Source organism: Pseudomonas sp. 22490 (assembly GCF_052044465.1).
Lineage (GTDB): Bacteria > Pseudomonadota > Gammaproteobacteria > Pseudomonadales > Pseudomonadaceae > Pseudomonas > Pseudomonas aeruginosa.
The window spans coordinates 153,295-173,842 of the sequence record NZ_JBQENS010000004.1 but is presented as its reverse complement, the minus strand read 5'-3'; the positions used below and the strand labels follow the sequence as shown (position 1 = coordinate 173,842).

Genomic DNA, 20,548 nt, shown 5'->3' with positions numbered 1-20,548 from the left:
TCGTGACGAAGGGGGCGAAACAGAGGAAAAGGCGCGCGGCGCTCCCATGCACACGGAGGTGCACATGAAGTTCGAGAAGAATACCGAGCTGGACCAGGCCAACCTGCGACTGATCGTGGCCACCTGCGCGATCCTCTACGTGGTGCTGATCGGCCTGCTGCCCGGCCTGAAGGTCGAGACCTACCTGCCGATCGTTGCCTACTACGGCCTGTTCCTGATCGCCTCCATACTGCTGCGCCAGGCCATCGTGCGCTGGCCGGGGCACTACCCGGCGCGGCGGATCTTCTGCATGCTGCACGACTACGCCGGCACCTCGTTCGGCCTGATCGTGGGCGGCGAGGCAGCGCTGCCGCTGTACGCGGTGATGGTCTGGATCAACCTGGGCAACGGCATGCGCTACGGCTCGCGCTACCTGGCCATCGCCACCGCCCTGGCGCTGCTCGCGCTACTGGTCATCTATCGACTGACCCCGGCCTGGCAGGCTCAGCCGTTCATGGTGCTGATGCTGATGACCACCAGTACCGTCATTCCCTTCTACGCGCACCTCCTGCTGGAGCGCACGCGCAAGGCCACCGAGGAAGCGTTGCAGGCGAACCAGGAGAAATCGCGCCTGCTGGCCCAGGCCAGCCACGACCTGCGCCAGCCGATCCACTCCATCGGCCTGTTCACCGCCTGCCTGCGCGACGCCCGCCTGGGCGAAGAGGAACGGCGCCTGGTGGACAACATCGACCGCTCGCTGCTCAACGTCTCGCAACTGTTCCGCTCCATTCTCGATCTCTACACCCTCGACAACGGTCGGCTCCAACCCAAGCAGGAGAACGTCCACCTGGGCGAGTTGCTGCGCGACCTGGTCCGGCGCAACGCCGAAGCGGCGCGCTGGGCCGGGGTGGAACTGCGCCTGCGCCCTTGCCGCCTGTGGACGCGAACCGATCCGGGGCTGCTGTCCACCATGCTGCAGAACCTGCTCTCCAACAGCCTCAAGTACGCCGCCGAGCGCCCGCTGCTGATCGGCGTGCGGCGGCGAGGCGACGGCCTGGCCGTAGCCATCTACGACCAGGGCCGGGGGATCGCGGAGGAACACCTGCCGCGGGTGTTCGAGGAGTTCTACCGGGTACGCGAGACGCGCGACCGCGACGTCGAGGGAATCGGCCTGGGGCTGTCCATCGTCCGCCGCCTGGGGCAGTTGACCGGGATCGAGGTGACGCTGCGCTCGCGGGTCGGACGCGGCACCGCGGTGACCCTGCACGGCCTGCCGGCGGTCGCCGCGCAAGCCCTGCCCCGCCGCGACGATCCCCTGCAGGCCGGCCTGCTCACCGGCTTGCGGGTGTGCCTGGTGGAAGATGATCGCAACGTCCTGCGCGCCACCTCGGCGTTGCTCGAACGCTGGGGCTGCACGGTCCAGGCGGAAACCGAGGCGGACGGCTGGCGAACCGATTGCGACATCCTGGTCGTCGACTACGACCTCGGCCCCCACGCCTCCGGCGTCGAGTGCATCGAGCGGGTACGGCGGCAACGCGGAGAGGCGATACCGGCGCTGGTGATCAGCGGCCACGACATCGAGCGTATCCAGGCCAGCGTCGAAGACACCGACATCGCCCTGCTCTCCAAGCCCGTGCGCCCCACGGAATTGCGCGCCACCCTGCGCGCCCTGCGCGAGCGCCCGGTGGCCGCCAGCCACGCTTCCTGAGATAAGGCAGGTCGAGGAGCTCAGGCCTACGGCGGGCCGTACTTGATGCCGGCGCAGCCGTGGGACAGCAGCAACTCGCCGTCGTCGGCCTCGAACTGGGTGATCCGCTTGCTCTTGTCGACGGTGACGGAAATGATGCAACGATTGGGGTGGTTGACGGTATCCCAGTAGTTGGTGTTCACCATCACGTTGCCCTGCATCTCCGAGCTGGAGCCCACCACTTCATAGCGGGAATAGCTGGTGTCGGTGTACCACTGCATCACCACCTGCGAGCCGTCGGCGGTGCGCTCCATGTTCTGCGGCGTACCGAAGAAGGCTATCGCTTCCTCGGCGGAACGGCCCTTCCACTGGCTGCGGGCGTAGACCTCGGGCAGCGTGTCCATCTGGATACAGCCGCCCAGGGAAAGCGACGCCAGTAACGGCGCGATGAATATCCGGCGCATGGGTTGACTCCGTGTCTAGGGGTTCTTCGGCGGGTTGCCAGGCAGCAGGTCGAAGGTTCGCAGGCCCGGCGCGGCGTCCTGCCCGGACGCTTGCGCGCGGTTCGCCTGCTCGGCCACGGCCATTCCGCTCTGTGCGCCGACGGGTTTCCTCGACGCCGCAAGCGAACGCCCACCGGCAGAGAACGACTCGCGCGCCGGCTCGTCGCCGCTGCCGAAGCACCACCAATCGCTGGCCTCCGGGCCGGTGGCGAGTACGGATTGCCGAGTCATGGTTCCTTCCAAGTCGCGTGCGTCCTGCACAACCGGTTTCCGCGAAACGCGGGGATCAAGGGCGGAACTATAGCGTCGCGGCGAAGAAGCTCGAATAGCACAGAGGTACTATTTTCTCGGCTCGTCCGATCGGGAAGTCACCTGCGGTGAGTTCCGGTCGAAGCTGCGCCATTCCATCGACCAACTCTGCGCCCCGGAAAACGCTGGATGCGTTCCCCTGCTTTCTCGGTCTCCAACAGCACCCTCGCGACCGAACACTGCACGGCCAAGGCTGGAAGACAAGTGAAACCAGCCACTTGCTTAAATACCTAAGGGAAAGAACATCCTACTGAAAATAAAGAAATTTCTTATACGCACTTATTTGGCGCAACGTTAACTTAACTAACTGCACAAACACGCCCTGACCGCGCATTAGAAGAAGTACCGGCCCCCAACGGAATCCAAGTCCAACTTCGGGAGGCCCCCTTCCCATGCAGTTAACCAATCCTCCAGGCAGAAACAGCGATGAACCCTCGTGAACATGGAAAACGATCGATCGATAACGAGACACGCAGTGCGCTCAAGCACCAACGCCCAGCGGTCATCTGGCTGACCGGGTTGAGTGGTGCTGGAAAATCCACTATTGCGAATGCGCTGGAACTAGCGCTTTTCGAACAGAAGAAACATACGTTTCTCCTGGACGGCGACGATCTCCGCCTTGGCCTGTGCCGAAACCTTGGCTACAGCGACGAAGATCGCACCGAGAACATTCGAAGAATCGCGGAAGTGGCAAAGATCCTGCTGGAAGCCGGCCTTATCGTGATCGTGGCAACCATCTCGCCATTTTCGCGAGACAGGCGCCTCTCTCGGGAACTTATCGGCATCGAGCATTTCATCGAGGTCTTTGTCGACACGCCGCTCTCGGAATGCGAGAGAAGAGATCCCAAAAGCCTGTACAGGAAAGCACGCTCGGGCAAGATCGAAAACTTCACCGGGATCGACTCGATCTACGAAACGCCCGCACAGCCGGACATAACGATCGATACACTTTCAGAAGACCCCAACCTGGCGGTGAAGCGAATCATTTCCTACCTGGAGACGAACCAGCCAGCCTGACAAGATGATTAGGCCTGGAGGCACGAACCGTCCGCCGCACCACTTCCAGCTTGCGCTCAGGGACACCCTGTCTCGCTGCCGAACAGACGGGACAGGTTTCGCAAGGGTTTCGTGAAACGCCAGAAGCGACTGTCCAATATAGCCAACAAACGGGCGTGAGTATCATCGCGATCTACCTGCGTGCGCCGTAGCAAGTTGTCCGTTTCGGCGAGATTGCGCTGAGCGGAAGCAAGCTCTTCGCGACACGCCGACAATCGCCGAGAAAGTTCCCGCATGGCTCGTTCGTTCTGTTCGATCCGAGCACCGGCCTCAAGCAAGCGATCTCTCAGTCCATCGTTCAGTTGCCTCTGTGCGGTACAGCTCATGGCCAGGTCAGCCACCTGCTCGCTGAACCGCGTCATGCTCTCGTTGTGGGACGAAGCCGATTGCCAGAGTTGCCTGTCCAGTTCCCCCACGTACTCCAGCAACGGCATCGCTCTGCTGAATTCCCGCTCCAGGCCCTTCCACCCTTCGATGTCGAACCGGTCCACGGCAAGCTGCTGCAGTGCCTCGTGCACCTCGAGCAGCGCCTGAAAGCTTCCCGCTGCGGCAGCCAACGCGCTCGCATCATGGGATGAGTGACGCAATTCGACATCCAGGACATCACCGACGAAGCGGGCGCAAGCCGACTCGTCCACCGGCAAGGAAAGTCGATGGCCAATACGGCCCAGTTCCTGTCGCGGCAGAGCCAGCAATCGATCGTAGTCGACCACCACGGCCCCCTTGTGGAGCGCCCACTGCATCGAGCGACAGGAATGTTCGTACCAGAGCATCAGGCTCTTTTCCCGACTCAAGTGGTCACGGGCAGCAAGAGACTCCGCGACGCTAAGAGGATGGCGAGCCGCAATGACATAGTCGACCCATAGCCCCAATGCATCGAACGCGGCTTGCCAGATCGGCATCAGACGCGGCATACGCGGATCCTTGATACCCAGCAGCGCCTTGCCTGCCAGTAGCTCAGTCAAAAGCGCCATGGCCTGCTGGACTATCTCTTCGAATCGCTCGACGCCCAACACCCGGCGACTGGACAACCCGACGTCGCCCGACGAAAACCCGCACAGGGACAGGACTCTGTCATTGAAAGCCACCAGGCGGGCATCTTCCCAGTATCCCTTGGGGTTGTCCGGCCTGGGTGGGATCAGATTCTCGCCAAACTCGACCCCGAGCGCCTCGAGTCCGGCGGAAAGTACGCTCGTACCGGAGCGATGCATGCCGAGAATCACCACCACCCTGGGCTTCATGGATGAAACCTCCCTATTCATTCAGTGCTTCCTGATCTTTTGCCAAAGCGCCTTCGCCCCGAATGTGCGCAAGAAGAACACCCCCTTCGCGCATCGCTCCAGGAATCTTGAAAAACGGCCGTGCTTCTGGATATCCAGCCGGCAGCGCAATCCGTTTGCCAGTCGGTAGGAAGCCCATTGCATGGACAGCCTGGCCGCCCCCAGGGCAGGCACCGGACTATCCGTGCAAACGCCGCATGGAGTCGAAACCGGCACGCGTTCCAGCAACTCCCGCAAACGCCGCTCGAAAAGAGACAAGGTGAATGCTTCGCGGATGCGGCGTGCGGAGTTCTGCCCCATCCGCCTCAGCATTTCCGGTTCGCGCATGAGGCTCTCGAGCCTAGCGGCGTAATCCCTGGCCTCTCGTTCGGCATCGCGCCGCGGAACAAGGAAGCCGCAGTGGGCAGAGACCAGTTCTGCGTGACCGCCGACATCGGCTGCGACTATGGCCATTCCGCACGCCATCGCCTCGTAGAGAACCAGTGCGATACCTTCGCCGGCCGATGGCAGGAAAAATATATCGGAGGCCTGGAACAACTCGCGCAACGCAGCCTCGTCCTGCCAGCCCAGCATCCGTACCCGCCCGGCCAAGCCATGGCGCCGGAGGTCGTTCCGCAGCTCCCCTGCCAGCTCGCCATCGCCCAGTACCAACGCGACGAAATCACTACCACGGCGCGCCAACTCGCCAAGGCTGGCGGCAAACAGCTCCGGTCGTTTCTGCGCGCAGAGCCGCCCCGCATAGGCGATCACTCCGCACTGCGGAGCTATTCCCAGGCGCGCCCGGACCTTCGCGCGCGTCAGGCTGTCGGGTTTCCACGAGTCCACATCGGCGAACCAGTGCAACACCTCGACCTTGCTCGCCTCGACGCCACGGTCGAGCAGCCAGTGGCGCAGGTGCCCGGATACGACCCAGTGCCTGTCCAGCAAGGCAGTGCATCGAGCGGCTCTACCCGGATGGCCGCCATCGTCCCAGCCCTCCTCCATATGATTGAGGTCGACCACGGGCAGGCCCGGGTAGCGGGTCCGGACGTACCCCAGCACGTCATAGGCGAATGCAGAGTTGGAAAGCAGCATCAGGTCGGGTTGTCGACTGTCCACCAGATAAGCAAGGAAGCCGCAAGCTTTCTCGGCAGACAGAAAGTCCGGAAGCACCCAGACATCCGCAGTGAGCGCGGTAAAACGATCCCGCCACCGATGCTCGGCCGCCAGGCTGGCGACCACCGTCAGCATCCAGCCCTCCCGGGCCAAGGCTCGAAGCAGATCCAGATTGCAACGATCCGCTCCGCCTGGCTCAAGCCAGGGCGCCAGCAGTAACAAGCGCTTTCCCGGGGCCTTAGGCAAGCTCCCCGGCGCCAGCATGGCCGACGAGCAAGGCTGCCTGCGCCCGTTCAGCCTTGCGCCAATACGGCCCTCGGGCAACGACCTGCGACTGACGAAGAGATCGCCGCGTCGCGCATCTTCGCGGAGTTCGACCCACGGCAGGGTCGGTAGGGACAGCAGGAACCAGATCGCCTCTTCCAGAGCAGTCGCCCTCAGGGCTGCCGGTGCTCGCGGCAAGTACAGTACCGCCATCCCCTCTACCGGAAGACAGTCACTGTCCACTCCTGGGCAATGAATCCAGCACCAGCGTTTCAGCGTCTGCGTCTCGAGAAATGCGGCGATTCGTTCGAACTCCTCCACGCTGCAATCGCAGGCCGTGAGGATGGACAGTAACGGCACGGCATCGGCGACGGGACCTCGCGAAAGAACCTTCACCACGCCGTCCTGCCCACGGAAAACACCTTGGAGATTCCGCGGGTCCGCCTGAAGTTATCGATGAAAGCCGACCATTGCCGCTCGTGCAGCAGGTCGTCCAGCCAGTAGATGGCGCTCGCCCTCTCCAGCAGCCAGCCCGGGAGCTTCCGGCACCCACCGGCAATGACGAAAACCGTCGAGGACGCTGGCAGCTCATCGAATTGTCGACGCCATGCGTTCCAGTCCTCGGTGAGCGGCGCGTCGGCCACCACGGCTACCGCATCGGATAGGACGGCGTTGTATTGGTCGGCGCGGGAGAGGTTGAGCAGAGGAGGATATGCCCAGCAGTCGTAATAGCCTTGCCGCTGCGCTCGAAGAAATGGACTCCCTCGATAGAAGCGAGGATGGCGAGTCCGCATGCGCTTGTAAGAACTCAAGGCATGACGTTTGCCGGTCTCAAGTCTGGAGCCGACCTGGCGGTGATAGAACAACAGGGGTTCCCTGATCAGCCTGCCTCGCACCCCACATCCGACCAGGGCGATCCAGAAATCCCAATCCTCGAACTGTGCCTCCCTGGCTTCGTCGAAACCGCCTACCGCCAGCCAGTCATCGCGATGAAAGATCGCGGAGACACAGAACGGATTGAAGTAACGCAACAGTCCGGGATGAAAGCCGGCGGAACGATGCAGCCGATGCTCCTCTCCCACCACCTGGACCCAGCTGTACGCCAGGCGGACGCCAGAGTTTCCCTCCAGCAAGACCAGGCACTTTTCCAAATAGGTGGACGCCAGCCAGTCATCCGCATCCAGGCAGCAGATATAACGCCCCCTCGCCCGCGCCACACCGGCATTCCGCGCGGCGGATGGCCCACGATTGGGCTGGCGCAGGATCGTCATGCCGGGCTCCTGGAGAGCCTCGAGGAGGCCCAGGGTCGAAGGGTCATCAGAACCATCGTCGACCAGAATGATCTCGAAGTCCTGGAAGCTCTGCCGAGCCAGGCTATCAAGCGCGCGCCTCAAATACCTCCCATGGTTGAAGCAGGGAATGACCACGCTCAGCAGGGGCTTCTGCGGATCCCACTGAGTGGCGTGCCCGGAATCCTGCCGGAGCGCCGAGGCCGAACCGATATCGAGGACAAGATGGACCAGGTGCCTTCCCTTCTCTCCCAGCCACGAACGAAAAGCAGGCGGTAGGGAAAATATCAGGCGCTGCAGAAAATGGGCCGATCTCACGCCCTTCACCCGGACACCGGTTCGGTTTCCATGGAGACCTCTTGTTCCGGCCGCACGCCCCCAGGCAGGTAGCCGGGTATGTTCCTGGTCGCGTCCCTGAATGCGGCCCAGCCATGACGTCGCGTCAGCAACTCGCGGGCGCGTTTCACCCGTCTCGCCGTCTCCCCGGGATTGCCCAGCGCACTCCTGATTGCCCTTGCGAACTCGCCGGCATCGGCGTCAGCGCCGACCAGATAGCCCGTTTCGGTATTCAGGAACTCAGCGATACCCCCGACGTCGGGGGCGACTATGGGCAGCCCTGCAGCAGTGGCTTCGAGCAGGATGTTCGGCAAGCCGTCATAGCGAGAGGTATACAGCAACATCGCATATCGCCCCTGCCGAGCCAGGGCCTGGAAGGAGTCGTAACGCCCATGAAGCCTGACATTCGGCAGGCGTCGCAGCTTCCTCTGGGTTTCTCCCCTGCAAGCAGGATCGACCTCGCCGTGGACTTCGAACAGGTATTCGGGAAGCGCCAGGGCAATCTCGTAGAGCAGGTCCGGCCTTTTCTGCGGCGAGATACGGCTGGCCCAAAGAATCGTCGAGCCTGCGGTCGGAATCGCCTCTGCATGGTCGCTGGCGGGAAAGTAGAGCCCATGCATGAGCTCCGGCGGAATGCCGTCCCGCTCGTGAATCTGTTGGAGGAAGGTCCGGTTATCCGAAAGCAGGCCCGCCAGGTGCATCCAGGACCGTGGGAGGAACTCGCTGGCATAGCCGCAGCGAACCGCATTGCCGTCCAGGTCGTCGCAAAAGACGCTGGCGTAAATCCGCTTACCCTCGAACGTCAACGTCTTGCCATGCCGCTCGAGCAGTTCCCAGGCCAGTTGCGAGTTGATGATGTGGATACTCCTGGCAGGACATTGCAGCAAAAGGCGCAGCAGTACCAGGCGCCGGTCCTCCTCGCCGAGCAGATTGCCCAGGCGTCCGAACTCCACCACCCGAACCTCCGCCGGAAGCCGGTTGAGCCAGGGAGACACCACATCCCGCGTGACCACTACCGTCACCTTCACGCCCATCTCGGCGCATAACCGCACATGATGCAGGATTCCCAGGTCAGCGCCACCACGCTGCAAATGCGGGACGAGGAAGACCATATCCGGCGCATATTCGATGAAGTCCGCCAGACATCCCCGGTACAGTTGCGCCGGTCCGTTATCTATCGGGGCCTTCCAGGAAGTGAAAACGCGCAGCTTCGCCGCCGAGGGATACAGGGCAGGCTCGATCCGGGCCAACGCCTTCATTTCGTCGACTATCCATGGCGGCAGCGCCATCGGAGAGGGTGACGGTACGACGACTGCCTCCTTGAGCAACCAGCCCTTCAAACGGTCGCAGACCAGTATGAAGCGTTGTAGTTGGCGCTCGGAGAGCACCCGCCGCAACGATCCAAGAATAGGTGGATAGGCTGTGCGAGCGAAGCTGGCCGCACGAGCTTTCAGTCTGCCGTTCAGGCTCATCAGGAAAGTTCCACTTGGTAGAAGTGCTGGATGCTCGGCTCATCGATGCGGGGCTGCCGCGGCAGGCATGTGCCTCCCCGGCCCCGGAGAAGCCGGCTAGTGATCGAAACACCGTCCATCGAAGAATCGTCCGGGGCGAACCACTGCGTTCAGCGCGCCCATGGCGGCCAGCATCGATGCTTCCTTGCGGCGATAGAACAGGCAGGTGCCGCTAGCCAGGGTGTGCTTCCGACCGGACGCAATCACCTCGAGATTCCAATGCCAATCTTCATAACCGAAGCCGGATTTCCCGACTCGGGTCTCCAGGTATGGAAACTCCTGGAATACGGCTTTCTCGGCTACGGCAACGGAAACCCATGGGTGATGCTTGAAGCAACTTTCCACGGGATAGTCTTCGCTCAGTTGATCTACCGAACGCCCCAGCAAATGGCAGGCTCCATGGCTCACCGTGTACTCGGGATGGACCACGACGCCATTGCCCTTCTCGGATACCACCTGCAGGGCTTCGACCAACCAGTTCGCCGAGCAGTAGTCGTCGCCATCCAACACCCCCACCGTGGACGCATCCGCGCTATCGATCCCGGCGTTCCGGGAAAGCCCGAGATCACCATGCTCGACCTGAAGGACCTTGTCGCCCTCGCGCAGGATCGGATGCTGCCTGACGATTCGCCGAGTCGTTTGCGAGGCGCGGTCGAGCACCGCCACCAACTGCACGGAAACCCCATGGTGCGACGCAAATTCACGCATGCGTTGAAAACCCAGCAGGCTCCAATGCGCCAGCACGTCTTCCGCATGGAAATTCATGATTAAACTGATATCCGGCATAAGGGTTCTCCCGGTTCTACAAGACGTAGTGGAATCGCTCGGCAACGTCGCAGACTATGTTGGCAACCAGCTCCTGCTCGTCCGGCGCCAGCCCCTTGCTCCACACCGCAGGCTCGTCGAAAGGCAAGGGGCGGTTGTTTCGCAGAGCGGCCAAGGTCGTTTGCGGCGCCTCGACGAAATCCTCGTAGCGCAACAACTGGACGTAATCCCCGGCGTCCTCCAGTTGCAGTGCCAGGTAACGCCACCACAGAGCACGCCGGACAGCTAGGTGGTCGGTATCGGCAATGGCCAGTAGTGCCTTGCGCTGCCATCCCGTGAGGGCCAGGTCATCGGGACATCCGAACGGCTGGCGTTCGACGGCAGCCTGGCGCAGGTGCTCGAAGGTGTTCGCCCAGGAGTTCAGGCTGTCGTAGGGATGACGGATGGTTGCGATCAGCAACGCCGTCGGCATGACCTTGCGAATCAGGGGCAGCCGGGCGATATAGGCAAGCGTGTTCTTCGTTCCCAGGTGAAACGAAGCCCCCCGCACCTCAGCGAAATAGTCGCTGGACTGATCGTTGCCCCTGGCAGTGTCGTCGACCAGGCGGCCATTCACATGCTTGTTCGGCACGGGCCTGCCCGCCAGGATGTCGCGACGTAACTCTGCGTAGTAGCGTGGCAGTCCCCAAGGAAGAGGCGAGAGTTTCAGCGCTTCGAATACCTGAGGAGGTTCATTGAGCACCACGGTGTCGGGCTGCTGGGAGAGCAGACGGCATAGATGGCTGGTTCCGCTCCGGGGAATCCCGGTGATCACCAGGTCCTGTCCGGCCTCGACAGTGCCGGTGGAATCACCTTCCGAAAAAGCCAGCCGAGGTGCAGGAGCCAGGATCGCCTTCTTCCAGTTGGCATCCAGCGCAAGCACTTCGCGCAGCTCAGGGAAACGCTTGGCCAGTTCGTCCAGTTCGGCCCATAGCGAACGCTCGCTGACAAGTGTGTCGAGAGAATGGTAGTGGCAGAAGAAGGGTGGTAGGGACGCAGCGGATAGCGGCTTGATATGAAGCGGATAATTGAACCGTTCGCTGAGCGCTCTCGTCTTGTAGTTCAACGCGTGCAGAGCGACGGGTAGCGTCAGCTGGTCCAGCCAGGGCATCTTGTTGGTGATCAGCGGATCCGCATGGACGCGTTCGGCGAGCCTGTACCAGACTTCGGCGAAACGCCTGGCATCACGTACCAGGATAAAGCCAGCGTTATAGTACGCAGGCATCGCTTCCCCGGAACAAGTGGTCACTACCCGATCTCCAGGCAATGCCGATCCCGCATGGGCGTATATGCGTTCCCAGTAATCGTTCTGTTTTGCCACCAATGCCATATCGGCAGGTTTGAGTGCCGCATCGAAACGACAAAGCATGTCAGCTTCGAATGCATCGACACAGATCATGTCACTGTCGAGAAACAACGTATGCCCAACAGCCGGCCCCAGCGCCAACGCCGCGAACTTGTTGCCTATTGGATACTCTGGCCCGAAAGGACTATCCATAGGCAAAAGAGGAATGCCCAAACGCTCATATAAGCGCCGGGATGCATCGCTTGGCACACCCCAGTCAGCCTTTCCCGATGGACATGCGGCAATGATATCCATGGAAAAGCCAAAGCGTTTGCGTAGAGAAGCCGCCAACACGGCAGACTTGATTTCCAGCTCGCCGGCGTGGACGACGAATACCATGGTCAAAGACGATGACTTCATTGGGTAGCCCGGGTCTCGCAGCAGAACGGAACCGGCTCGAATGCTCCATGCAGATTCACCACTGCATCGAAGCACTTGGGCGAATTGAAGACCCTGAATATCGCCGCATTGACCTTTTTATCCATGAGTTCGCAAACGGACTCCGACAAAGAGTTCTCCAGACGAAACGTCAAGGCGTATTCGCCGGCCTGCAAGTCGCAGTCGAAGCTGATACGTGTTCTCAAGCGCCCGTCAGGCTCGACATTCAGAGCCTTGCCCAGCAATAAATTGTTTATGCCATAGAGGTTGTAACCGCGCTGGTCACGGATAGTCAGGGTGATTTTTGGGTGCTCCGGGACGGGTAGGTCAAATTGCACAAGTACCTCGACCCAGACACGTTCGCCCGAATCGAAGTAATCCCGGGCTTCGTCAAGTACACCCATACGGATGGATAGAAACCTGCCCTGCCCATTTCCATATGCAATTCCCGAGTTCCCGTGTTCGCCAGAAGCGATCAGGCTTCCTGAGCGGACTTCCGCCCGCTGTGTCTCTATACTGTCCCGCAGATAGAGTTCCGTGGCTGTTTCACAGTCGCCATCGAATATCACTCTACCTTTGGATAGATAGATCGCTCGACTACAATAACTCTTGATCAACTGTATATCGTGGGAGACCAGCAGGATGGTGATGCCTTTCAGCAGCAGTTCTTCAAGCCGGTTCAGGCATTTGAACTGAAACGCGGCGTCACCTACCGCCAGGGCCTCGTCCACGATCAGCACATCGGCATCGACATATGCCGCAATGGAGAAAGCCAAACGCACGAACATACCGCTCGAATATGTTCTAACCGGACGATCGATGAACTCACCGATATCGGCAAACTGGATTATCTCGTCGAGGCGTTCAGAAATCTCCTGCTCGCCCAATCCAAGAAGCATGGCATTGAAGATTATGTTTTCCCTGCCGGTGTACTCCATGTTGAAACCGGCCCCCAGCTCCAACAATGCCGCTACCCTTTCTGGGCGAACCACCTGTCCACTCGTAGGGCGCAAGGTACCCGCAAGTATCTGCAGCAAGGTGGACTTCCCGGAGCCGTTGCAGCCGATTACTCCAACAACCTCCCCAGGAAAAACCTGGAAACTCACATTCCGCAGAGCCCAGAATTCCGAATAAAATTTCTTTCTCTCACCCCAGATGGCCTGCAACATCCTTTGATGAGGAGCCCTGTAGACTCTAAAACCCTTGCTTATATCTACGGCCGCAAGTACCGGCGCATTACCCTTCATACAACTCACAGCCAGATCCCTACAACGCAGAAAGCATCGTATTGTTTATCCTGAAAACGTCATAGCGCTGTTCCGCCAGCGATCTACTGGCTTCTCCCATACGTGCGATGAGCGAAGGCGACTCGATGAACTTCAACATTGCCGCGGCTAAACTCTGCGGACTCTTGATCGGTACCAGAAATCCATTGAAACCATCCAGTACCGTTTCACGACATCCCGTCCAGTCAGTCGTTATCACAGGCTTCCCCAGGGACATGGCCTCCTGACTACTTCTCGGCACACCTTCTCTATAATAGGAGGGCAGCACGAATACACTCGTATTGGCCACCCATGCCTTGATGTCATGCACATGGCCAGGCCACTCCAACAAGCCTTCGGCTACCCACTGGTTCATTTCCTCCCGTGAAACCTTTCCTGGATTACTGTCGACGCCTCCCAAGACCAGAAAACGCGCGAGCGGACTACGTTTTCTAACGATTCTCGCGGCTTCCACAAAATCATAGATACCTTTCTCCTTGAGAAGACGAGCGACAAACACGAAAGTAATAGGCCGCAACACGGGAGAACTCGCGGCAAAATAATCAAGATCGACGCCTATACCCGGCAATATCAAGGCACGTCCCGTCTTGGCCAGCCGAGGGCTCACAAACAGGTCATAGTCATCCTGATTGAGCAGAAATACACGAGACGAGAACCGAAGGACCAACCTGATCGAACAGGTCACGACATGCCTAAGCAGCTTCCGTAGAAAATGGGTATAGCCTTCTTCCGAATAGATGAAACCAGCGCCTTCGATCATCGAATAGCGTAATCTGACGCCCGTCAAAAAAGCCGCGATACCACCGTAGATAACGGGCTTTATAAAGTAACTGAACACGGCATCGATCTTCAGCGCCCGCAGCTTGCAGATCAGGCTCAGGAGCGCGTGCAACTCCTGAAAGGGATTCATGCCCGCACGTTTCAAGCTGTAGGAAACCGGAATTGCTCCAAGCTCCGAAACTTGACGGCTTGTCACCTCGTCATAGTCTGGAGCGAAAGCGTAGACCTTCGCTCCTCGACGTACGACCTCACGAATGAAATCGCCACGAAAATTGTAGATTGAAAAAGCCTGATTGGAGATCAGCGCAAGGTTGCTAAAAGGCAACCCATCGACAACAGCGGCGTGATTCATGAATACCCACTCGGATTGGAAACCTGCCAGCGCCAGGCATCCGCAATCATGCATTCGAGGCCCAGCCCCGCCTTCCAGCCCAACTCTCGCTCCGCCTTGGAAACATCCGCCCAGCACTCGGCCACATCACCTGGGCGGCGACCGGACACCGTAAAGGGAATGCGCCTGCCAGAGACTCGCTCGAAAGCTTCGATGATCTGCAAGACCGAATAGCCGGTGCCCGTCCCAAGATTCCAAACGTGGTAGCCGTGCCCCTGCCGCAGGTACTCGAGCGCCCTGGTATGTCCTGCTGCCAGGTCGCAAACATGGATGTAGTCCCGGACTCCCGTCCCGTCGATAGTCGGATAGTCGCCGCCATGTACCGTCAACCGACTCAAACGTCCGACTGCAACCTGGGCGATATAGGGCAGCAGATTGTTTGGGGTACCGCATGGGTCCTCACCGATGAGGCCGCTTTCATGAGCACCGATGGGGTTGAAGTATCTGAGCACCGCGATGGACCAACGCGCATCGGAGCGAGCCAGGTCATCGAGCATGTGCTCGGCAGTCAGTTTTGTCCGGCCATAGGGACTGGCCACGCCTCCCACTTTCGAACTCTCGGATATAGGCAAGGTGCCAGGCATCTGATAGATCGTTGCGGAAGAACTGAAGACAATCTTGAATACCCCGACCCTCTGCATGGCGCGTAGCAGCGAAATAGTTCCCTGAACGTTGCTCTCGTAATACTCCAGCGGGTCATCAACGCTTTCTCCAACAGCTTTCAACCCCGCCAGATGAATGACCGCATCAACCTTCTCATCGATCAGCAGGCGCTCAACAAGAAGACTGTCTCTAATATCTCCCAGTACGAAGCCAACCGGATGCCCGGTTATTCTTTCCACTCGCTTTAGAGATTCCGAAGAACCGTTGACAAGATTATCCAGAACCACAACCTTGGCGCCTTGGCCTAAGAGTTCGACCAACACATGAGAGCCAATGAATCCTGCACCTCCTGTGACCAATACGCGCATCTCGCCTCACCTTGATACGTACAGAGCTGGGTTTTCAGGGGTAAGAACTCCCATCGAGCCCGTCTGTAACGCACTCTCTTTCTACTTACCCAGTGGAAAAGGAGGCGATCGAGGAGATCGCCTCCTTTGGCCTGCAGCTAAAGCGACTTAGTTGCGGTTGTTACCAGCCTTGTGGTTCTCCGAGGTGGACGAGCCATCTTCGTTGAAGTTGCCTTGGGTGGTGGAGGTCATGTTGGTGATGGTGCCATTGGCAGAGCGGATCAGGCCGAGCGCCTCGCAAGTTGGGAACTCGCCTTCCAGGACCAGACGTGCGCGACCGTTGGCACCGTTCCAGTTGGTGCCGTCGATACCGAAGGCCTTGGCTACTTCGGTTACGGTGTACACACCGGTTTCGTGCGCTTTCAGGGCGGTCTTCCCGCTCGAGTCGGTCAGGTAGGTGCTGCCAGTCGCCGGATAACGCTTACCGTTCTGGTCGAACAGTACCCCGCGCACCTTGCCGTCCCGACCATCGTCGCTGGTGTTGGTCAGACGAATGAAGAACTGGTCGGAAACATTGGAGCCAGGCAGATTGAACAGACTGGCGACGCAACTGTTCTTCCAGAACTCGTCGAGACGGTTGCCTGCAATGGTACGGTCGACATAGCGTACGTTCTCGAAGTCGACCTTCAGATCACCCACGTCGAAACGTTGCAGCGCCTGCATCGGCACGGTGCCGGAAGCCTTCACGCAGACGTTGTAGGTCTGGTTGATATTCGAGTTGTCGAACGATACCGGCAAAGTACCGTTGCCCTGCGCATCCACTACACCTTCGATGGCGGCAGAATTCCAGAGCTTGGCGGCAGACCCCGGATTGGCGGCAAAGGCGGAGCAGTTCCCGGTGGTCAGGCCGATGTCGCTGATCCCGTTGAAGTTACCCGACAGGGTGCTGGTCACCTTGTCGCCACCGGCGAAACCAAACACGGTTCGACCCGCCTCGTTGAGCACATCCGTATTGATGCCGAGCCGTACGGCGCCCAGACGCGCATAGTTGGCACCATAATAATCGGTGTTATCGCCACCGACGGACACCGTGGTATCGAAGGAGCGATCCTGATTGTTCAGGTTCAACGGATGCAGGACGCGATTCTGCCCATACTGGTTGGTGTTGAGAACGTCCCAGTAAACCGCGGGCAGCGAAGTGAAAATGGTCAGGGGCGGTGCAGAATCGTTATTCGCAGGGTTGCCGGCATCGGCGCCAGTGGTGGTATCGAACTGGGCGGAAACCGTGACCTGGAAACGCAATTCGTTCAGCGGGTCGTTCTGCAGGCTCACTTTCGGATTCCAGGATCCAGCCACGAAGGTGGCATCGCCCTGAAGCGGAGCGCGCATGTTGGTGACCTTGGCAGGCTGGCTGTCCTGGCTGCTCGGCTCGCGGAAGTTGAAGAACACCACGTTGCCGCCGGTCGCGGTCTGCTTGATCATGTCGGCACCCGCCTGGTCGAGGCGCAGCTCAAGCGTGTTGTCGGTGGCGCCAGTGCCGCTGGTGATGACGAAGCCGCTACCCGCAGCCAGGGCGCCGATCTTGATCTGGTTGGCGGTCACGGCCTTGGCGAAGCGCACGACGGTACGACCAAGGGTCAGCTTGATGGTGTGGCCCGCAGCGGCATTTCCAGCCTTCACTGGATCGATGGTGTAGGTAACGCTGGGTAGGTCAAAGGTAGTTTCTTCGGACTTGTTGCCGAAAATCTCCTGAGCCAGGGTGATGTTGGCCGCCTTGCTGTCGAGGTTGGCACCATTTTCCACACTCTTGCCGACGACATAGTTGGCCTGTCCTGGCCCGTACTGCTCGGTTGCACCAGGCGAGTTCGCCTCCAGAGTGGGGCTTGTGGCAATAGCAACCACTCCGGCAGCGTTCGCGACTCCAGCAAACAGTGCCGAAGCTACAGCGGCGCTGAGTAGTGTTCTTTTGAGCATGAGAAAATAACTCCTTGAAGCGTTTATATTGAGCATTCCAGTCAAGTGTCCATCTTTGGACGACACGCTAATGATCATGTATCGGTAATCAACCAACACATCGACAGGCCTGACACCATGAATACTTCCAATCATTCCGGTGACACCGATCGAATTGACGCCCAGCCACTACCTGAAGTGGCCACACAGGCACCAACGGATGGCTTTATATAATTGCCAAAGCACCTCAGCAATAGCAAAAAGTGCGTTTTCACCTCTTCCTATTTAATAAATGAATTTTCCTACGGAAGAAGGTAAAAACAAAAACCGTAAATTAGAGAAAATTCTTAAGAATATCCAAGTGATCACGGATAAACGCTTCTAAAAACCGGGTCACACCCAGAAGTAAAAGGCTACTTCTGAGCATTTAGAAAGAAGATTCGCAATAGATTTTTATGGATGGATACGGCCCGGAAAGTTCCAGGCCTATCGGGGATCACGACGAGAGTCGTCTAGATGAGTGTTGCAGGCGACCGACCTCATTCCATACGGCAGGCGCCCGGTCTATCGGAGCAGGCCAGTGTCTTGCTCAGCATGCCGCGCAGCTTTTCCGTCACTTCCCTGGCATCGGCATCACTTTCCAGCACGTAAGGCTGGATCAACATGATGACTTCTTCACGGGTCTTCACGGCTTTCTGGCGTCCGAAGAGGAAACCGATTCCGGGAATGTCCTTCAGGAGAGGCACGCCAGCGTTGGAGTCCGTTATGTTGTCCCGAATCAGCCCCCCCATCAGCACCGACCCACCGCTTTTCAACGTAAGCGATGTTTCCAGCGACGTCCTGGAAATCTCCGGAGCGCTGATTCCTCCTCCACTGGCCTTGCCACCGCCGCCGGAAGAACCGCCACTGTCGCTCAACTCCTGGCTGACCGTAAGATCGACCCGACTATCCGAGTAGACTACGGGGGCGACATTCAGAATTGTGCCGGTAGAGCGGTAGGCAATTTCATTGCGCAGGTTGGTGCTTCCAGCAGTGGTGCTGTCGTCATTGACCTGGGCCGTTGGGATAGGAATATCCCGACCGACATTGATGTTGGCCTGCTCGCCGCTCTTGACCAAGATACGGGGAGTGGCGAGTACCCGGACTCGTTGATTGTCCGCCATTGCCTGGATGGCTGCGGTATTGCCTCCGGCGGTGTTGATGACGTAGTTGAAACCTCCTTTCCCGGCGCTGCCCTTGCTTCCGGTCGAGGTCGCGCTATTGAAGCTGCCGTTGAGCATCTCCCACTCCACGCCCAACTCCTGGGTGTCGCTGAGACTTACGCTGGCCACCGTCACCTCGATCAATACCTGGCGGGCCGGCTTGTCCATTTCCCGGAGCAAGCCCTGCATCTGCTGCCAGGTACGCGCCGCTCCTCGGAACAAGATGGCGTTTCGATTCTCGTCCTCCACTATGGTGCCGCTGCCGCTGATACCGGCCGCCAAGCCACCGAGCAAACCGTTAGCACCATCGCCCCCCACCAACGCGGCGGCACCTGCGGCTTGCAGCAAGGGAGCCACCGCCGGTGCCGCACCATCGTCTCCGGCGCGCCTGCCACCGCCAGATCGCTTGGAAGCGCTGCTTTGCAGTCCGGAGGTGATCCCGTAGGCACCCTCCCCGGCGAACCCCGATACCAATGCCCGCAACGACTTGGCCAGTTCGGTGACACGGGTATTGCGAGCTTCGTAGAAGAACAGTCCTTCCTTCTCCTCGCCGATACCTGCGGCAACCGCCATCGGAGCCCTGTCGACCTGCTGCGCCCACTCGCGCACCAAGTCGAGAAGTTGGCCATCGTTGGCGAAGACGATGAGGCCATTGGAACTTTCCAGCGGTACCAGCATTATGCTGCCGACCGCTTCGCCGATACCGACGCTGTATCCTTGCGCCGCAATCACGGTCTTGAGTTGACTGGCCATGTCGGCAGCACTGACGAAGGCCGGATCGATACGCAGGCTGTGACGTCCACGCATGAAAGGTTGATCGAGAAGGCGGACGGCTTCGGTGGCCTGGTTGACGATGGAAGACATGCCCTTGAGCATCAAGCCACTCCGCGCACCATCGGCCATCACGCTCAGGCCGGATTTTTCGTAGGCGCTGTTCAACCAGGGAATCACATCCTTGGGGTCGACGCTGTGCAACGCCACGAATTGAAATACCGGCCGATAGGCAATCGGCACGCTAGGCCGTGCTTCGCCACTGATGAGAATGGGCGGCTCGTCCGGGCTGAGCCCTACCTGCTTGATCTGGAAGCGATAGATATCGCCTTGGTGGAGTATCTCCACGCCGTAGTTGACGAGCACCTGGCGCGCGACTTCGTAAACCATCTGTGCAGTCTGCGGCTGTTCCAAACGAACGGTCACGCGATCAGTCTTTTCCTTCAGAGCGCTTTCGATCTCAAACGGCAAACCGAGGATGTTGCCGAATACCTCGTTGATGAATGCGGCAAGCTGTACGTCCTCCACGTTCAGACTGATGTCAGCCTTCTTGTCGTCGAGGATCACCTTGTCCATTCGATCGACTACACCGCCTACGATCGACCGAGGCGATGTGGGCGTGCCACTGAACTCCGTCTTCGGAACAGCCAACGATGCCGGAGCTTTCTTTCCGTCGTCGCTCACCAGGGCTACGCCCTCGGTTGCCTTGGCTTTTTCCGACTTCGCGAGCAATGGTTCGGGAAACTGCAATGGGGAAGTACTGCAACCTGCCAATAGGGCCAGACAGACGACAACGGACAACGGGTGGCGCAAGAAGGCAAAGCTCGGCCTATGGCAAGGGTGCATACAGTTTCCTTTCAAAACCCTGGGTGTTCCCGTCCTGCGAGAACGAGAAGCGGATTCCTTGTTCAGTGATGCTCTCCAGACGCTCGCCGCCAGGCAGAGTGGCGCCCGCCGCAAAACGCCGCAGAGGCCCCTCGGCGCTTTTGGCAACAAGGGCGAAGATGCCGCCCTCATCGCGGACAATGCCGCGTAGCAGCCAATCGACCTTGATTAGCGCCACTCCATCCACGCCCACCGAAACCCGCTTCGATTCAGCTTCGCGCTCCTCGTCCACGGTTCTCCCCCACCACGACATTCCAGCCAACTTGCCGGCAACCGTCGTATCAACCGCAACGGACGGAACTTCCGCCAGAACCCACTTCCGGTCTTCAGGAGTGGGCAAGGCGGAAAGATCGGCACTCGGAGCAAAGACAAGTCCGGCAAAGATGGAAGCGACGAGAAGCAGAAGATTCCAGCGAGCAAAGGCATGAGGCGTCATTGGGTTTGCAAATGGCAGGGTGGAAAGCGATGAGTTGAAGATGCGGGAAGTGTGGCAT

At 59.4% G+C, this 20,548-nt stretch carries 16 protein-coding genes; 2 read left to right on the top strand and 14 right to left on the bottom strand.

What is annotated here, in order from left to right; translation table 11 throughout:
- The first annotated feature begins 64 nt into the window (after positions 1-64).
- The gene (locus tag ACTJJX_RS06255; RefSeq protein WP_003122964.1) at positions 65-1,687 is read left to right on the top strand and encodes a two-component system sensor histidine kinase; all 1,623 of its coding nucleotides are present in this window, start codon (positions 65-67) and stop codon (positions 1,685-1,687) included.
- 26 nt (positions 1,688-1,713) lie between these two features.
- On the opposite strand, the gene ACTJJX_RS06250 is transcribed toward ACTJJX_RS06255, so the two are convergent.
- Together ACTJJX_RS06250 and ACTJJX_RS06245 are read right to left on the bottom strand one after the other, a co-directional pair.
- Positions 1,714-2,130, bottom strand: coding sequence for a hypothetical protein (locus tag ACTJJX_RS06250; protein ID WP_003082897.1), 417 nt, complete (start codon positions 2,128-2,130; stop codon positions 1,714-1,716).
- A 15-nt stretch (positions 2,131-2,145) separates the two neighbouring features.
- Entirely contained in the window at positions 2,146-2,400 is a 255-nt protein-coding gene (locus tag ACTJJX_RS06245) for a hypothetical protein (RefSeq protein WP_010792040.1), read from the bottom strand.
- Positions 2,401-2,904: 504 nt separating this feature from the next.
- Between ACTJJX_RS06245 and cysC the strand changes: the two genes are divergently transcribed.
- Positions 2,905-3,495: an adenylyl-sulfate kinase gene (cysC, locus tag ACTJJX_RS06240; protein WP_016851842.1), complete on the top strand. Its 591-nt coding sequence runs from the start codon at positions 2,905-2,907 to the stop codon at positions 3,493-3,495.
- A gap of 56 nt (positions 3,496-3,551) precedes the next feature.
- On the opposite strand, the gene ACTJJX_RS06235 is transcribed toward cysC, so the two are convergent.
- The 12 genes from ACTJJX_RS06235 to ACTJJX_RS06180 form a co-directional block, all read right to left on the bottom strand.
- A complete protein-coding gene (locus ACTJJX_RS06235) occupies positions 3,552-4,796 on the bottom strand; it encodes a sulfotransferase family protein (protein ID WP_016851843.1) in 1,245 nt (414 codons plus the stop codon).
- Entirely contained in the window at positions 4,797-6,569 is a 1,773-nt protein-coding gene (locus ACTJJX_RS06230) for a glycosyltransferase family 4 protein (RefSeq protein ID WP_016851844.1), read from the bottom strand.
- Positions 6,566-7,780 carry a glycosyltransferase family 2 protein gene (locus ACTJJX_RS06225; protein ID WP_170869040.1) on the bottom strand — a complete coding sequence of 405 codons (1,215 nt, stop codon included), beginning with the start codon at positions 7,778-7,780 and terminating at the stop codon, positions 6,566-6,568. Before ACTJJX_RS06225 ends, ACTJJX_RS06230 begins: the two co-directional genes overlap by 4 nt.
- Positions 7,781-7,785: 5 nt before the next feature.
- Positions 7,786-9,270: a glycosyltransferase family 4 protein gene (locus ACTJJX_RS06220; protein WP_023082589.1), complete on the bottom strand. Its 1,485-nt coding sequence runs from the start codon at positions 9,268-9,270 to the stop codon at positions 7,786-7,788.
- A 96-nt stretch (positions 9,271-9,366) separates the two neighbouring features.
- Positions 9,367-10,095 (bottom strand): glycosyltransferase family A protein, encoded by a 729-nt coding sequence (locus tag ACTJJX_RS06215; RefSeq protein ID WP_016851847.1) that lies wholly within the window; start codon positions 10,093-10,095, stop codon positions 9,367-9,369.
- Between the two features lie 16 nt (positions 10,096-10,111).
- Complete coding sequence (locus tag ACTJJX_RS06210; protein WP_031630081.1) at positions 10,112-11,668, bottom strand: sulfotransferase; 1,557 nt, start codon at positions 11,666-11,668, stop codon at positions 10,112-10,114.
- Positions 11,669-11,814: 146 nt separating this feature from the next.
- Positions 11,815-13,083 carry an ABC transporter ATP-binding protein gene (locus ACTJJX_RS06205; RefSeq protein ID WP_044485755.1) on the bottom strand — a complete coding sequence of 423 codons (1,269 nt, stop codon included), beginning with the start codon at positions 13,081-13,083 and terminating at the stop codon, positions 11,815-11,817.
- Between the two features lie 19 nt (positions 13,084-13,102).
- Positions 13,103-14,227, bottom strand: coding sequence for a glycosyltransferase family 4 protein (locus ACTJJX_RS06200; RefSeq protein WP_010895560.1), 1,125 nt, complete (start codon positions 14,225-14,227; stop codon positions 13,103-13,105).
- Positions 14,228-14,250: 23 nt separating this feature from the next.
- On the bottom strand, positions 14,251-15,264 hold the full coding sequence (galE, locus tag ACTJJX_RS06195) for a UDP-glucose 4-epimerase GalE (RefSeq protein WP_016263724.1): 1,014 nt from the start codon (positions 15,262-15,264) through the stop codon (positions 14,251-14,253).
- 147 nt (positions 15,265-15,411) lie between these two features.
- Positions 15,412-17,217 (bottom strand): hypothetical protein, encoded by a 1,806-nt coding sequence (locus tag ACTJJX_RS06190; protein WP_010895559.1) that lies wholly within the window; start codon positions 17,215-17,217, stop codon positions 15,412-15,414.
- Positions 17,218-17,735: 518 nt separating this feature from the next.
- A complete protein-coding gene (locus ACTJJX_RS06185; RefSeq protein WP_003122975.1) occupies positions 17,736-20,015 on the bottom strand; it encodes a type II secretion system protein GspD in 2,280 nt (759 codons plus the stop codon).
- The gene (locus tag ACTJJX_RS06180; RefSeq protein ID WP_019416290.1) at positions 19,999-20,490 is read right to left on the bottom strand and encodes a hypothetical protein; all 492 of its coding nucleotides are present in this window, start codon (positions 20,488-20,490) and stop codon (positions 19,999-20,001) included. The genes ACTJJX_RS06185 and ACTJJX_RS06180 overlap by 17 nt, the downstream gene beginning before the upstream one ends.
- Positions 20,491-20,548: the final 58 nt, after the last annotated feature.

Coding starts and splice junctions, on each gene's coding strand:
- ACTJJX_RS06255 (WP_003122964.1), top strand. CDS start 65: ATGAAGTTCGAGAAGAATACCGAGCTGGACCAGGCCAACCTGCGACTG.
- ACTJJX_RS06250 (WP_003082897.1), bottom strand. CDS start 2,130: ATGCGCCGGATATTCATCGCGCCGTTACTGGCGTCGCTTTCCCTGGGC.
- ACTJJX_RS06245 (WP_010792040.1), bottom strand. CDS start 2,400: ATGACTCGGCAATCCGTACTCGCCACCGGCCCGGAGGCCAGCGATTGG.
- cysC (WP_016851842.1), top strand. CDS start 2,905: ATGAACCCTCGTGAACATGGAAAACGATCGATCGATAACGAGACACGC.
- ACTJJX_RS06235 (WP_016851843.1), bottom strand. CDS start 4,796: ATGAATAGGGAGGTTTCATCCATGAAGCCCAGGGTGGTGGTGATTCTC.
- ACTJJX_RS06220 (WP_023082589.1), bottom strand. CDS start 9,270: ATGAGCCTGAACGGCAGACTGAAAGCTCGTGCGGCCAGCTTCGCTCGC.
- ACTJJX_RS06215 (WP_016851847.1), bottom strand. CDS start 10,095: ATGCCGGATATCAGTTTAATCATGAATTTCCATGCGGAAGACGTGCTG.
- ACTJJX_RS06205 (WP_044485755.1), bottom strand. CDS start 13,083: ATGAAGGGTAATGCGCCGGTACTTGCGGCCGTAGATATAAGCAAGGGT.
- galE (WP_016263724.1), bottom strand. CDS start 15,264: ATGCGCGTATTGGTCACAGGAGGTGCAGGATTCATTGGCTCTCATGTG.
- ACTJJX_RS06190 (WP_010895559.1), bottom strand. CDS start 17,217: ATGCTCAAAAGAACACTACTCAGCGCCGCTGTAGCTTCGGCACTGTTT.
- ACTJJX_RS06185 (WP_003122975.1), bottom strand. CDS start 20,015: ATGCACCCTTGCCATAGGCCGAGCTTTGCCTTCTTGCGCCACCCGTTG.
- ACTJJX_RS06180 (WP_019416290.1), bottom strand. CDS start 20,490: ATGACGCCTCATGCCTTTGCTCGCTGGAATCTTCTGCTTCTCGTCGCT.